This window comes from Thalassotalea psychrophila (assembly GCF_031583595.1).
GTDB classification, from domain to species: Bacteria; Pseudomonadota; Gammaproteobacteria; order Enterobacterales; family Alteromonadaceae; genus Thalassotalea_A; species Thalassotalea_A psychrophila.
In genome coordinates this window covers 228,483-242,930 of sequence record NZ_CP134145.1, presented here as the reverse complement: position 1 = coordinate 242,930, position 14,448 = coordinate 228,483, and the positions used below count along the sequence as shown (strand labels likewise).

The window sequence follows — 14,448 nt, the reverse complement described above, 5'->3', positions numbered from 1 at the left end:
TTGGCCTTTATGTTATTATTCCAATTTGATTACAAGCCTGATCATTTTTAATGATTAAAAAGTAGACCTCATAGTTAATCAATTGGTTATTAAATTTATTATTTGCTCACCTTGGCTTGTTGCTGCCAATAATGTGATGAGTCTTTGATTATTATTATACTGCAAATCAATAATAAGATCTTCTTGGGGCAAAATACCAGCACCTTTTTCAGGCCATTCAATAAAACTGCAAGATTTTAAGGCAAAATAGTCGCGAATTCCCATATATTCCAATTCTTCAGGATCGCTCAAACGATACAAGTCAAAATGATAGACATGCCAAGGTAATAACTCATAGGGTTCAACTAAAGTGTAAGTTGGGCTTTTCACGTTACCTTTGTGCCCCATACCTTGCACAAACCCACGAGTTAGTGTGGTTTTGCCCGCGCCTAAATCTCCATTTAAGAAAACTAACAAATTATCTAAATTTAGCTGTTTGGTAATATCAGCTATTTGTTTGCCCATTGCTACAGTCGCGCGTTCATCGGCTAATGTTAATGTTACTTCTTTCATTCATTTACCAGCTGTCGAATATAAGGAAATAGATCACTGGCAAGTAAGCCTTTTTGACCATCAATTATTGCTAAATCAGCAGCTCGACCATGTAAATACACACCGTATTTGGCTGCTAAAAATATATTGTTTAATTGTAATATTAAAGCGCCAATGATACCAGACAAGACATCCCCCATGCCACCAACAGCCATACCAGGGTTACCGGATATATTAATAGCCACATTTTCACCATCACTTATCAAAGTCCCCGCCCCTTTTAATACACAAACACCACCATATTTTAATGCAATAGCCCTAGCGGACTCAAACCTATCTTGTTCTATTTTTGCCACAGAACAATTCAGTAACCTAGCAGCTTCACCTGGGTGAGGGGTTAATATCCAGTTATCTCGATACTGTGGGTTAATCGCTAATAAATTTAAGCCATCGGCATCAACAACCATAGGCTTGTTTAATGCTAATGCCTGTTGAAAATTATTTTTAGCCCAAGCATCAGTGCCTAACCCCGGCCCCGCGATAACCACATTTACCTTTTCAATTTTTTGTTGGTTATCAATAAATTCACCATCAAACTTAAGCAACATTAGCTCAGGGCGATTAGATAACATCATAGCTTCATTAGTTTTATGACAGATTACACCTACTAAACCAGCACCGCTGCGTAAACTAGCCTCGGCGGATAATCTCGCCGCGCCAGGCATCCCCAAATTGCCGCCGATAACTAAGGCGAAACCACTATTCCCCTTATGAGAGCTTTGTCGCCTACTGGGTAATGAGCATAGAGAGCCTAAGGAATTAACCGTTATGTTTGATGAAATGCTTTCTGTAAAAGCCGCACCAATGCCTAAACCAGAGAAATAAAGTTCACCGCAGTAATCACTGGCAACGCCGGTTAACAGGCCTTTTTTAACACCAACAAATGTTACTGTAATATCTGCTTTTATCGCACATCCTAGTATCTGCCCCGTGTTGGCATCTAATCCAGAAGGAAGGTCTATGCTGAGAATTGGTTTTTCTAGCTGATTTATTAATTCAATAACATAACGATAGTTTTCTCTTACGGTTCCAGACAACCCGGTACCAAGTAAAGCATCAACGATGAGGTCTATTCGAGTTAAATCAATCTCATTAAATTTATGCAAGCTACCACCTGCTTTGAGATATTTTTGACAAGCTAGCTGTGCATCTCCTTGGTATTCATTTATGGCAGCTAAGCTATGCAGGTACACATTCATGCCCTGTGCAAGAGCCAACCTGGCTAAAATAAATCCATCACCGGCATTATTTCCTTTACCGCATACAATTAAAATGGTTTTGCTGTTAGGCCACTCAGTCTGAAGTAACTGAAAAGCTGCTAATCCGGCAGATTCCATTAACTGATATAAACTTAAGTTTTCCTGCTCAGCTATTATGCCTTCGTTTTTTTGGACCACTTCAGCCTCATAGGCATATTGTGGTATGCTTGCCAAAAATTTAACGGGTTTCATAAATACTTCCATGAGCGATCATTCATCTATTAACTATCAACAACTGGCCGAAAAAATCAAGCTTTGGGCGGCTGAACTTGGATTTAGTGATATTGGTATTTGCGATGTAGATTTAAAAAGCCATGAAAAAGCCTTAAGCCATTGGCTTGAGCAAGGCTATCACGGCAATATGGATTATATGGCACGTCATGATCTAATGCGCGCCAGACCCGATGAATTACTGCCAGGCACATTAAGAGTAATTTCTGCCCGCCTTGATTACCTGCCAACTCAGGCTAAATTCGCCAAAATATTAAAACAACCAAAACATGCGTTTGTGTCTCGTTATGCCCTTGGTCGCGATTATCACAAACTGATGCGTAATCGCTTAAAGCAACTCGGCCAAAAAATTGAAGAGTATTGCCACAGCCTTAACTTTCGCCCGTTTGTTGATTCTGCGCCGGTGTTAGAACGACCATTAGCAGAAAAAGCCGGCCTTGGTTGGGTAGGAAAACACAGTTTGTTAATCAATCAACAAGCTGGCTCTTGGTTTTTCTTGGGCGAACTGATGGTCGATATTCCTCTACCAACTGATCAACCAAAACAGAATCAATGTGGCCAGTGTGTATCTTGCATAAAAATTTGTCCGACAAATGCCATAGTTAAGCCGTATGTTGTAGATGCCAGGCGCTGTATTTCTTACTTAACTATTGAGCTGAGGGATGCCATACCTGAAGAGTTTCGCCCATTAATCGGCAATAGAATATATGGCTGTGACGATTGCCAATTAATTTGTCCATGGAATAAATTTGCCAAACTCTCGGTTGAAGATGATTTTCAACCACGTAACCAGCTTGACGATATAACCTTATTGGAAATTTTCAGTTGGACTGAATCGCAATTTTTAAAAAACACTGAAGGTTCGCCTATTCGTCGCATTGGCTTTGATTGTTGGCAACGAAATATTGCCGTTGCATTAGGTAATGCACCTTTTGATCAAGCCATAGTTGATGCACTAACAGCTCAGCAAACAGATAGCGAAATGGTGCAGGAACATATTGATTGGGCATTAAAACAACAACAGTTAAAACTAGAGCAACTGATTGAAAATAAAAACGAGCGCTTAACCGCCCGTTTAATACGTACTATCGAAAAAGGCTTATCTAGAGACGCCTAGGGTTATGCGAATTAACGATCAATTTGATTTAAAAAATTAACTAAAACTTCTGGCCATTGCTGCACATCCTTATAGTTTTTGGCAACATGTAGATCAGAATTTGGTATAAGTTCAGCCAATGTAATTGCTGTCGAAACAGGATGACTCGGATCACCTTCCCAACTCAAAATCAAAGTGGGTACAGCAATAGATTTAATTTTTTCTTTGCTAGGTAAATCAGTTAAGCCTGCACCTTTAAATAAATAATATAGTGATCGGCGTTTCATTTGTGCAATTCCCGCAAGTATTGCTGATGCATTAACCTGTTTTTCTTGAACCAACCAAGCAGGTAAAATTCGCCCTAAATCTTTCGACATAACTTTAGCTAACAAACGCCCACCTAACAGTCCACCTAGTCTAGCAAACCTATTGTAAAGCCCTTTTTGTTCGGCTCTAGTTTCCCAAGCAGTAGGTGGATTAACCAGTATTAAAGCTTTAACATTATCAGGTTTGTTTAAAGCAGCGTAAATAGAGGTAGCACAGCCCATAGACTGTCCTCCAGCGATGAATTGACCAATGCCTAATTCATCCGCAATTAAATGCATATCTGTTGCTAAATTTTGCCAATGGTAATCATCCGCAGAGAAGGTTGGTTCAGTTTTACCATGCCCTCGAGCATCATAACGAACCAATTGTTTATTATGGGGGAAATTATCCCAAGCAAAAATATTCAACCTATTTTCACTATCAAGATTAGCCATTAAACCATGGCCCCAAACAAGTGTTTGACCTGTTCCTCGAGTTACAACATTAAAGTCTAAATCGTTAATTTTCATTGATTAAATTCAGTAATACCTACAGTAGAATAGTGAAATTCAATTACTTAATGCACTTTGATTTCACTAACTCTCTTCAACGAATTTAGCCACTTCTAAGATCGCTTCATTCATTTCAACAATAAGAGGTACTGCTTGATGAATTGCTTGTTTGTTACATACATCTCTTAGTAGCTCACACACTTTAACTAAGCGCGGCGCCGATAAGATAATTGCTGTTTTTAAAATCGCTTCATTAATTTCGTTGACTCTGGCTAAGTTTTCATGGGCGAGAGCATCTTTGAGTTTTTGGAAGTTTTGCTTGTTACGTTCCATATAATCATCAAGCATAAATACTGCCATTTCAGCCGAGCCGTGGTATTGATTAAACTTTTCAAGATTCATGATTAAATTATTAATTTGATAAAAACTAGGCTGCGCCTCTTCAATCTCTTCATCTAAGTCGGCAATTGCTTGTTGCTCAGTTTGTTTGAGTTCTGAATGGGTATTGGTTTCCATAATTGATTTAAGCTGACTTTTTTCTTTATTTTTTACATTGATCAATGCTTGTTCAGCTTGCAACTCTTTCTCATGCTCAAGTTGCATATGATCTGCGCCGGCATGGAATGTACGATTAATTAGATTTAAAATACGCCATGCTAAAAATCCGCTCGAGAATACTAAGATTAAGATAAACAGAAAACCAATAGGTAGCATGGTTGACTCCTTAACTTTCACACCAATAATAGGTAAGTTTAACTCAAACTCTGGTAAATCATAAAAATTAGGGCGTTCAATTAACAGAGCTGTTTGATTCAAGAAATCTTGGTAATCTTTTAACTGACTTATAACTTTATTTGTGGTGATGTTTTCATCTCGCCACTTAGCAAATAACTGCCCAGATCCCATGAGTTGATTAGTGATACTACTAATATCGGCAGTCAATTGTTTTAACTTTTTATCACTGGCTTTGTTCGTTTGTAATTCTTTATTAATGTTCTTCGTTAATGTAGCAATTTGTGTCGATATTTGATTAAAATGATGAGAAGACACAGTTGAAGATAAGGCTGTTAACTGGTTTTGTAACTTCAGTAATTCTTGATAAATATATTGATAAAATTGGCCTTCATTCATTAATGCAATAACAGCATTGAAGGTGTTGGTTTTCACTCTATTTTGGCTATTTACAAAATCTAAAGAGTTCTGATTAAGCAACCTTTGTTTTTCACGGCGAATGTCATCAACTTGCTCAATAATTTCAATTAAGGTTTGAGTATTGGCGCTGTATTGACCATTGCGTGATTGACGAATAAGAATTAGGTCATCGACTAAAATAACAAACTTTTTATATCCATCAGCAAATATTTGTGCCGTTTTAGCAATATCATCTGCAGTATTATCTCGTAAATTATCATTTACCATTAATACATGCTGTTTGCTTAAATCGACAATTTCTAACCATGCTTGTTTTACATCATCAAGAGGTTGATCGAGTTGTTGATGACGAATTGCCAATTGCTGAGCCACTAACTGATTTTCTAATTCAGCGACACTTTTCATCAATTGGGCATTATTTTTAATAAAAGGTATTTGTTGTTTATGAAGAAATTCTGCTTTTTCAGCTTGCTGGTTATAAAGCCATAAAGAAGTTGTCACCAATAATCCCATGGTGGCAAGTAATAAGGCAACATAAAGTACAGCCTTAGTAATGATGTAACGTGGTGTTTTCACCAAAGCATGAGAGCCTTGCATAGTCACAAATCCTTTTATTATTATTCTACTTTTCAGTGACGATAATTATTATAACAAGTCTAATACTAGTACAAATCTAATCCACATTGCACCATTAACATAATATTTACTTGCTATATTATATTTTAAATACGTGTTGTCTATAAACTTTTAATTCTGCAATTGACTCTCTAATGTCATCTAAAGCTAGATGTGTCCCTTGTTTAGTGACCTTATCTAAAACTTCGGGTTGCCAGCGCCTAACCAATTCTTTAATCGTACTTACGTCAATATTACGATAATGAAACCAAGTCTCAAAATTTTGCATATAAGCGTTAATAAAGCGTCGGTCTTGGCCAATTGAATTACCGCACATCGGAGAAACACCTTTTGCTACGTACTGCTCAATAAATTCAACAGTTGCTTGCTCTGCATGCGCTAAAGTGATCTTTGATTGGCGACAACGCTCAGTTAAGCCACTGGCACCGTGCTGTTTGACACACCATTCATTCATATTAGCTAGCACATCATCACTTTGATGGATGGCAAATACCGGCCCTTCAGCCAATATATTAAGATCGCCATCAGTGACTATCGATGCTATCTCTAAGATCACATCTTGCTCAGGCTCCAAGCCTGTCATTTCTAAGTCTAGCCAGATTAAATTATTCGCATTTACAACCATTTAAACGCCTTATATTTTCATTATCACTACTATTTAAGTATAATACGGCATAATTTAAAGCATTCATATGATCAACAGCTAACAAATGAAATATACACGTGGCTAAAGCAAAAAAATTGACTAAAGGTCAACATCGTCGCATTAAGCAAAATATAGCGAATAAACTAAGCAAAGATAAAGACATTGCTTGGCAAGATAGTGAACTGAGCGAACAGCAAAATGGCATTATTGTTAGTCGCTTCGGTCAGCATGCTGATGTTGAAGCAAGCAATGGTGATATATATCGCTGCAATATTCGCCGAACGGTTAAAAGTATAGTTTGCGGTGATTCAGTGGTTTGGCGTCAAGGTAAAGAAACGCAGCACAGCATAAGCGGTGTTATCGAGGCGGTACATGATCGCACTACAGAATTAGCCAGACCCGATGTTTATGATGGACTAAAACCAATTGCTGCTAATATCGACCAAATCTTTATCGTTTCATCTGTTGTTCCAGCTTTCAACCCGGACATTATTGATCGTTACTTAGTTGCTATTGAGTTAACGGGTATTAAACCCATTATTGTATTGAATAAAATTGATTTACTCAGTGATGAACATCAAGAGCTGATAGATATACACATCTCGCTTTATCAGGAAATAGGTTACGAAGTAATTTTTGCCAGCAGTAAATTACAAGAGGGTATAGAAAATATCACCGCTCGCTTAAATGATAAAACCAGTATATTTGTTGGTCAATCAGGCGTTGGTAAATCTACGTTAGTTAATTCACTAATGCCGGAATTAGGTATAGATACAAAAATAGTTTCTGAGAATTCAGGATTAGGACAGCATACCACTACTGTAGCTCGCTTATACCACTTCCCTACAGGTGGTCGACTGATTGATTCTCCAGGTATTCGTGAATTTGGTTTATGGCATTTATCCCCTGAAGAAGTTAACCAAGGCTTTATTGAGTTTCAAGATCATCTTGGTTATTGCAAGTTTCGCGACTGCAAACATCAAAATGACCCGGGCTGCGCTCTTCAACAAGCGGTAAGCGATGGTAAAATAAATCCATTACGCTTCGCCAGTTATCAACGTATTCTAGCCAGTCTTGGTGATAATAAATTAACCTCAAGATTTAATTAATATCTACATAAATAATCTATAATAAATAACGCTAAGTTAGCAATTTTGTTTGCTTAGCGTTTTCAAAAAATTTAAAAAGGAAACTTTAGTGTCAGTTGATAATTTAAAAATTGCTTTGCAATATGCAATGCCAAAACATGGTTTATCACGCTTAGTTGGTAAATTAGCCGCCGGTAAAGGTGGTGTGTTAACAACATTTGCAATAAAGCGTTTTATAAAAGCTTACGGCATCGATATGAGCCAAGCGAAAATACAAGAGCCTAAAGAGTTTGCCACTTTTAATGATTTTTTTACTCGTGAATTAGTTGACGGTGCTCGCCCAATTAATCCTGATGCAAATGAAATTTGTTATCCTGTTGATGGTGCTATTAGCCAACAAGGTGACATTATTAATGACCAGATTATTCAAGCTAAAGGGTTTAACTATTCTTTAGAAACTTTACTTGGTGGTAAAGCTGAAACTGCTGCACCATTTCAAGGAGGAAAGTTTTCTACTATTTATTTGGCTCCGAAAGATTATCATCGTATTCATATGCCAATTGCAGGCACCCTACGCGAGATGATTTTTGTACCAGGCGATTTATTCTCAGTAAACCCTTTAACAGCTCAAAATGTACCTAACTTATTTGCCCGTAATGAACGTGTAGTTGCTATTTTTGATACAGCAATAGGGCCTATGGCTGTGGTATTGGTTGGTGCAACAATAGTCGCCAGCATTGAAACTGTTTGGGCTGGCACCATCGCTCCAAGCAAAGAAAAGAAAGTGACGACCTGGACTTATCCAAGTGAAGGTGAAAACGCTATTCATCTTGAAAAAGGTGAAGAAATGGGCCGTTTCAAATTAGGTTCAACTACAGTGTGCTGTTTCCCACCAAACACGATTGAATTTACTGATGGTGATGGCCCTGAAACAGTGACCCGTTTAGGTGAAACTTACGCTAACGTAATAATGCCAAAAGTAGAAGAGTAAAATTATGCTTGTTTTTGCGCATAGAGGTGCAAGTGGCCATGAGCCAGAAAACACACTATTAGCAATAGAGCAAGCATTAGCCATGCAGGTGGATGCCATAGAAGTTGATGTCCACCTTAGCGATGGTGAGCTTATCGTTATCCATGACCGATGGGTAGATAAAACCACCAACGGCAAAGGCAAAATAAATAAACTTTCCTTTAAGCAAATACGAGAGCTAGATGCAGGGAAAGGCCAACAAGTACCTACCCTTGAAGAAGTATTAGCAACTATCAATGGTAAGTGTCATCTCAATATAGAGTTAAAAGCAGATCGAACCGTATTACCGGTTTTAGATCTTATCGACAAAGCCGTAAGCCTATATAATTTTAGCTATAATCAGTTTTTGTTTTCATCGTTTAATCACCATTTACTCTTTGAAATTAAATCAATAAATCCAGAATTAAATGTTGGCGCTTTAACTGCAAGCTGCCCGTTAACTTATGCGGCTTTTGCTGAGCACTTACATGCTTATAGCGTACATATTGCTATAGATTTTGTTAATCAGGAATTTGTCAGCGATGCACATCAACGTGGTTTGAAAGTATTTGTTTATACTGTCGATGATGAAGATGATATTAGCGAAATGCATTATTTAGGTGTAGATGGCATATTCACTAATTACCCAACCAAATCGTTAGTAAAAATTGCCCATTTAAAAGGGCTACCTATTATCGATAATTGATTTTGACGATAGCCCTGCAGTCGTTTACACAAATTCGATTATAAACGAATTGTATAGCGGCCTTTCGAATCCTTTTTACCAATAAAACCTAGCACCGGTTTAAGTGCACTAGGAAATTTGTTTCCCGGCGTTAAATAACCATCTGCTGTTATTCTTCTCATGCTTGCAACATTCGCCGTAAGCTCTAAACCTAAATCATTTTTAGGATCAATGGTGATAGCTAACGCACCTTCATTACAGGCTAAAGTTGCTTTCAATGAACCTAAGTCAATGTCTTCGTCCATGGCATTTACATTAGCGTTATCCCATTGCATAACACCGTCAGCAATAGCACAGACCGGTTTTCCCAATCCTATAGCTAATATATCTAAGGTAACTTGCCCGCCAGCATTCATATCGATGGGTAAGTTAAGCTGTGTTACCACCTCGTTTGCATCCACTATTACATGGGCATTTTCGACAAGCAGCTCCGGTCCAAGATTAGATAAATCCATCGAACCTGACACACTACTTAAACGATCCCCAAAATTAACCGCTACGCTAGGATCAAAGGTGATTAGCGATAATAGGCTTACCGACCATTGAACATTTTCAACTGTATATTTATTTATGGTAACCGATTTGGCTTTACCTGAAAACGCCGAGCCAGATATACCCTGTAAACTCACACCTTTAGGCAATGATATTTGTGAAATTAATTTATCCGCGGGGGCTAATGAAATTAAAAAAATTAAATATAAGGCAATAAATCCGGCAACTATAGCCGAATACTTCTTAATGTCTTGCAATTGCATTATTATGCTTTTCCTAGTTGTAAACGACGTACTTTAACAGTGCCAGCAACATTACCTACGGCAAGGTCAGCTGCTTGGATAATAACCCCTTCGTTAGTAGTTAAATGCTCTAACCAATCGACCAAATCATTAAAGGCAACTTCATCGATCCATACTTGTAAGTCATCTCCTTGCGGTTGCATACGAGCAATAGCGATAGCACGTTGTTTAGCCGTTCGATTAACAACACTAGATAAACTACCACCTGATGATTTGGTGCCACCACTTTTTTGTAATTGTTTATATTGAGCAACGTTTTCACTTACCCAAACAGCAAGCTCCTGCTGCTTCACTAACTTAATGCGCGATTTTTCAATGTTAGTATTTAACGGTTGCCACACCAAACTCACAAATAAAAACACAATGACAATAACAGACATCGCCGCAACGAGTTGTTGTTCTCTTGGGTTTAAGCCTTGCCACCATTGTTTCATGACTTACTCCTAATATTAAACGAACCAGTTACAACATCACCTTGGTTATTTTGTGCACCTGTTTCAACCGTTAATGCCGCCTGTTCTAACAATTGTTTGAATTGCTCAAAGCTCTGATAGTCACTAGCCGTTACCGCTAATCGTAGCTCTTTGCGCTTGGCATCAAAACGCAAAGACTCTGGTTTTAATTTAGGTACTTGAGCAAATGCAGGCTGAACTTTTTCCAGCATAGCTAATAAACCAGAATCTGTGGTTGCAGCACCAAACTCTGCTAACTTGCTATTAATTTGGCGTCTCACCGTAGTTAAACGTACTCGCTTAGTTTGCGGAAAGGCCTTTTTATAATCAGTTTTTATATTTTCGCTAACTTGCTCGTATTTACTATTTAACTGGTTCAACTCAACAACTTTACCGGTTAAATTAAGCAATAAAGCGATCACTGCAACACCTGCAACCCAAAGCCAATTTGTTATTTCTGGCGAACGTTGTTCTTTTACTAAATATTCACCTTGTAAAAGATTAAATGGTTGCGTCTCATAACCTTTTGCCAACAATAGTAAAGGCAACTCTTCTGGCATTGCTGCAATGGTAAATAAGTCTTCGTCAACTTCTATTGGTGAATACGTTGTGAGTTGCTGAGGCTCTTCTTGATCTGTTAATAGCTGTTTAAAAACCAATTCTGAAATTGTGTCATTTACCACAAACCCCTGCCAAACCTCGCTGCGAATTAAGATCTGTTGGTTAATAGCTAAAGTGGTCCAATTATCTTCTATAAGCGGTAAAGCAAGAAAATCTGGCAGCATAGCTTTTACAATGATGTCAGCATCGTTGAACCAAGTAAGCCAAATATCAATTTGTTGATGTGCAATGACTGCACAAAAACAGTTCTCATCACCTAGATGATTTTTAGGTTTACTAGCAAAGGCAAAAAATAACTTCTCTACATCATCAGCAAGATCATCTTCTAACATGTAGGGCGCTGCTGCTTTTATAGCTCGCTCAGATTTTCCTGGTACGGTCAAACTATGTAAGCGTACATCGGCACCGTTAATAATCACTTTTACAGTACGGCTTTTCGCTTTTTCGGTAAGCTCACTTAAGCGGTCTTTATTAGCTAATTCACCACTAGCTATTTCATCAGTTTCACCTTCAGCAGTAATCAACCACTGAATAGGATCTGAATCTTGACTACCAATGCGAATGTATAAATTTTCTCGCATTAATTTACTCCAACACTTCGGTTAACCACGCTAATGGTTTCATCTTTATTTATTTTCATAATTGAATTCATACTAAAATAACTATCATTAAATGATGTTTTAGTGGTCAGTTTAAAATACTCACTGTCGACAACAAATTGTTGTTTAAACTGACCAAAATCTTTAAGTGACTTCGCCGCTGGTAAGCTAGTAAACTCACTAATGTTTTTAAACCCTTCTTCACCACGTTCAGACAAAATTTCTTCTGCTTCACTTGCACCAATACCACCTAACAACGCTTGTAATAACTCTATATTTTCTTCGTCAATGGTATTGATATTTATTTTATGTACATCTGAATTTGGTATCACACAAACAAAATCTTGTAATGCAAAAATTACTTGTGGAGTAAAATGCTCTATTAACCTTAATTCATTCACGCTCGCTAATAAACTGTTAGCAGCTAAATAAGGATATTCTTTAGCTGCATAGTCGTTATCTTCAGCACCGCCAGCACTGGCAATTGATGAATCTTCATCGAGCCAATCAATAAGAGCTTCCGCCATAGATTCTGCTTCAAATGAACCTATACCATCAATATTTAATAAATTAACTAATTCAATAAAAGCAACTTTCGCCTTATTTTCGATTACTCGGCCACTACTACCAGTTTTACCTGGTGGTTTATTGTTTTCAGTTTTATCATCTTCATCAGGTGGTTCGTCTGCATCTGGATTTTCACCTGGAGGTGTGTCACCTGTATCATTATTTTGATTTTTATTAATTAATGAGTTCAAATTAAAGCAAGCGTGCATATCGGTTATTTCGCCGCTAATGGTACCTAAATCTACCGGAAAACTCGTTTCACCAGAAGCCCAAGGCTGACCTAAATTGGTCACGGCTTTATCATCTTTTTCCTTAAACGATAGCGTTAATACAGATTTTGCAAAGGCCTCTGCACCCATTGCATACCAATAAGCCTGCTGATTAGAGTTCAAGTTATCAGTACGCTGTATTTGAAACATTAATGCAGTGCTCAATTTAGTGGCCAAAACCACCGCGATAGCTACCACCAGCATCACAGTGATTAACGCTACACCTGTTTGTCGCTTAATGTTAAGTATAGCCATTTTAGTCATCACTTTCAGCATTAGGGTCAGCAAGCCCTGGTACTAAAAACTGACGCCGGATTAGCCCTATATCGGTAATTTCAATTTCGATCGCAACAGCCATAGGTAAATCTTCTTCTGGTAAGTCTTTTACCCACTTTTTACCATTGAAAAATTCAAAATCTACTTTTTCTACGTTAGAGATTAATGGTCTAATTTTAGGTTCTTCGCCTACAACTGAATCAACAAATACATAGTGTAAACGATTTAAAACATCTTCTTCTAATTGATATGCAACTGCTTGTACATCACTACGCGGTAATAATAATGCGGGATTTCTCCAACCTTGGCGTACAAAGGCAATACCGTGAGTATTTGAAGAATAAGTTGATTCGTTAGTATGAATGAATGTTTTTAAAGCTGCATCGCCATTTAAACGTACACGACGGCGAGTCATTTGAATAAAGTCACGTTCCATTACTAAAAAAGCACGTTGTAGCTCATTCAATCTATCACTATGTGCTTTTCCTTGTTCACTGCTGTCAATAATTGCGGTTAAAAGTTTCACACTGGAAAGTGAAATTAATGAAAACAAAACAATGGCAATAAGCACTTCAAGTAAGGTAAAACCTTTGGCAGTATTCATTTTTGTGCCTGCGGATTACTAACATAAGTAATTAAGCTAGCGATTGAGTTTTTATCGTCTTCATTTGCCCTTACCTCAACAGTAATAGCGCGCATATTTTTATCTTCGGTTGGTAGAATAACATGTTGCCAGTGCCACTCCCGACCTGCCATTTCGGTTTTACCGCTTTTCTTTTTTGGCGGCCATGTTTGCAATAAATTAGCTTCGACCAATTCATTTGACGCAACCCAAGTTGCGACGCTTAACTCTTCTAGATGAGCTGATCCAAGCAGACTTGTACCCGCCACTTTCATTAATGCCGTACCGGCAAAAGCAAATATAGTTAGAGCAAGCATGACTTCTATTAGGGTAAAGCCACTAATCGATTGTTTTGGTGGACATAAAGGCTGCCTGAAATGAGTTGCTGGCATGGTTAACTTAGCGTTGTTCATCAAAAAACGGTCCCTCAACCACAAGGGGTATGGTGTAAGTTCCGGTTACGTCGAAAAACATCGGTATATCAAAACCATCATCATAGCCAAACGTTAGCTTAAAGGGAGTAATATCTCCGCCAGAAAGAATGAATATTTGTGGATAAACCAACTCTTCTTCATCTTCAAATGCCTGCTCGTCTTCGAAACCTTCAAACATTGATTGGTCGATAATCATCTGCCCATCAACAGGCAAATCATCAAGGGTGAGAGTAATTTGAAATGGCTCTTCAAAATAGATTTGCGTTAAACTGTCTTGATCAGGAACTGCTACCCACTTTAACCCATCAAAGGCTAAGAATTGATAGTTGTCTTCTTCAACCAATAAACCTAGCTCAATGTTATTTAACAATGCATATTCACTTGCTAAAGTAAAAAGTGCGGCAAACTTTTGGCTATCAGATTCAAGCTTATCTTCAATAGGGGAGCCGGTAACATTACCGACTAATGTTTTTAAAATCATGCCAATAACGAGCAGTACCAGCATGACTTCAAGTAGTGTGAAACCCCTATTTTTTTTCATTT

At 37.9% G+C, this 14,448-nt stretch carries 16 protein-coding genes; 4 read left to right on the top strand and 12 right to left on the bottom strand.

The annotated features are described in order from the left end of the window. Window positions 1-78: 78 nt before the first annotated feature. Both tsaE and RGQ13_RS01085 read right to left on the bottom strand, forming a co-directional pair. Window positions 79-552 (bottom strand): tRNA (adenosine(37)-N6)-threonylcarbamoyltransferase complex ATPase subunit type 1 TsaE, encoded by a 474-nt coding sequence (gene tsaE, locus RGQ13_RS01090; protein ID WP_348391717.1) that lies wholly within the window; start codon window positions 550-552, stop codon window positions 79-81. Continuing rightward, window positions 549-2,042, bottom strand: coding sequence for an NAD(P)H-hydrate dehydratase (locus RGQ13_RS01085; RefSeq protein WP_348391716.1), 1,494 nt, complete (start codon window positions 2,040-2,042; stop codon window positions 549-551). The genes tsaE and RGQ13_RS01085 overlap by 4 nt, the downstream gene beginning before the upstream one ends. Before the next feature lie 10 nt (window positions 2,043-2,052). Between RGQ13_RS01085 and queG the strand changes: the two genes are divergently transcribed. Next, the gene (gene queG, locus RGQ13_RS01080; RefSeq protein WP_348391715.1) at window positions 2,053-3,198 is read left to right on the top strand and encodes a tRNA epoxyqueuosine(34) reductase QueG; all 1,146 of its coding nucleotides are present in this window, start codon (window positions 2,053-2,055) and stop codon (window positions 3,196-3,198) included. A gap of 11 nt (window positions 3,199-3,209) precedes the next feature. Here the strand turns inward: queG and RGQ13_RS01075 are convergent, their stop codons facing one another. From RGQ13_RS01075 to orn, 3 genes are all read right to left on the bottom strand, one after another. After that, complete coding sequence (locus tag RGQ13_RS01075; RefSeq protein ID WP_348391714.1) at window positions 3,210-4,013, bottom strand: alpha/beta fold hydrolase; 804 nt, start codon at window positions 4,011-4,013, stop codon at window positions 3,210-3,212. Between the two features lie 66 nt (window positions 4,014-4,079). Continuing rightward, entirely contained in the window at window positions 4,080-5,744 is a 1,665-nt protein-coding gene (locus RGQ13_RS01070; RefSeq protein WP_348391713.1) for a hypothetical protein, read from the bottom strand. 118 nt (window positions 5,745-5,862) lie between these two features. Next, window positions 5,863-6,408 carry an oligoribonuclease gene (orn, locus tag RGQ13_RS01065; protein WP_348391712.1) on the bottom strand — a complete coding sequence of 182 codons (546 nt, stop codon included), beginning with the start codon at window positions 6,406-6,408 and terminating at the stop codon, window positions 5,863-5,865. Between the two features lie 98 nt (window positions 6,409-6,506). Here orn and rsgA point away from each other — a divergent pair, with 98 nt between their 5' ends. From rsgA to RGQ13_RS01050, 3 genes are all read left to right on the top strand, one after another. Then, window positions 6,507-7,538 carry a small ribosomal subunit biogenesis GTPase RsgA gene (gene rsgA, locus RGQ13_RS01060; RefSeq protein ID WP_348391711.1) on the top strand — a complete coding sequence of 344 codons (1,032 nt, stop codon included), beginning with the start codon at window positions 6,507-6,509 and terminating at the stop codon, window positions 7,536-7,538. An 88-nt stretch (window positions 7,539-7,626) separates the two neighbouring features. Continuing rightward, a complete protein-coding gene (asd, locus tag RGQ13_RS01055; protein ID WP_348391710.1) occupies window positions 7,627-8,508 on the top strand; it encodes an archaetidylserine decarboxylase in 882 nt (293 codons plus the stop codon). Between the two features lie 4 nt (window positions 8,509-8,512). Further along, entirely contained in the window at window positions 8,513-9,232 is a 720-nt protein-coding gene (locus tag RGQ13_RS01050) for a glycerophosphodiester phosphodiesterase (protein WP_348391709.1), read from the top strand. Between the two features lie 38 nt (window positions 9,233-9,270). On the opposite strand, the gene RGQ13_RS01045 is transcribed toward RGQ13_RS01050, so the two are convergent. Genes RGQ13_RS01045 through RGQ13_RS01015 form a run of 7 tightly spaced genes read right to left on the bottom strand, consistent with a single transcriptional unit; the run spans window position 9,271 to window position 14,446 of the window. Then, window positions 9,271-10,026 (bottom strand): type II secretion system protein N, encoded by a 756-nt coding sequence (locus RGQ13_RS01045; RefSeq protein WP_348391708.1) that lies wholly within the window; start codon window positions 10,024-10,026, stop codon window positions 9,271-9,273. Window positions 10,027-10,028: 2 nt separating this feature from the next. After that, window positions 10,029-10,499, bottom strand: coding sequence for a type II secretion system protein M (locus RGQ13_RS01040; RefSeq protein WP_348391707.1), 471 nt, complete (start codon window positions 10,497-10,499; stop codon window positions 10,029-10,031). Then, window positions 10,496-11,719 carry a type II secretion system protein GspL gene (gene gspL, locus RGQ13_RS01035; RefSeq protein WP_348391706.1) on the bottom strand — a complete coding sequence of 408 codons (1,224 nt, stop codon included), beginning with the start codon at window positions 11,717-11,719 and terminating at the stop codon, window positions 10,496-10,498. The genes RGQ13_RS01040 and gspL overlap by 4 nt, the downstream gene beginning before the upstream one ends. Then, window positions 11,719-12,828 carry a type II secretion system minor pseudopilin GspK gene (gene gspK, locus RGQ13_RS01030; protein WP_348391705.1) on the bottom strand — a complete coding sequence of 370 codons (1,110 nt, stop codon included), beginning with the start codon at window positions 12,826-12,828 and terminating at the stop codon, window positions 11,719-11,721. Before gspK ends, gspL begins: the two co-directional genes overlap by 1 nt. A gap of 1 nt (window position 12,829) precedes the next feature. Then, window positions 12,830-13,453, bottom strand: coding sequence for a type II secretion system minor pseudopilin GspJ (gspJ, locus tag RGQ13_RS01025; protein WP_348391704.1), 624 nt, complete (start codon window positions 13,451-13,453; stop codon window positions 12,830-12,832). Beyond that, entirely contained in the window at window positions 13,450-13,884 is a 435-nt protein-coding gene (gene gspI, locus RGQ13_RS01020) for a type II secretion system minor pseudopilin GspI (protein ID WP_348391703.1), read from the bottom strand. Before gspI ends, gspJ begins: the two co-directional genes overlap by 4 nt. Then, complete coding sequence (locus RGQ13_RS01015; RefSeq protein WP_348391702.1) at window positions 13,871-14,446, bottom strand: prepilin-type N-terminal cleavage/methylation domain-containing protein; 576 nt, start codon at window positions 14,444-14,446, stop codon at window positions 13,871-13,873. The genes gspI and RGQ13_RS01015 overlap by 14 nt, the downstream gene beginning before the upstream one ends. Between the last annotated feature and the right edge of the window lie 2 nt (window positions 14,447-14,448).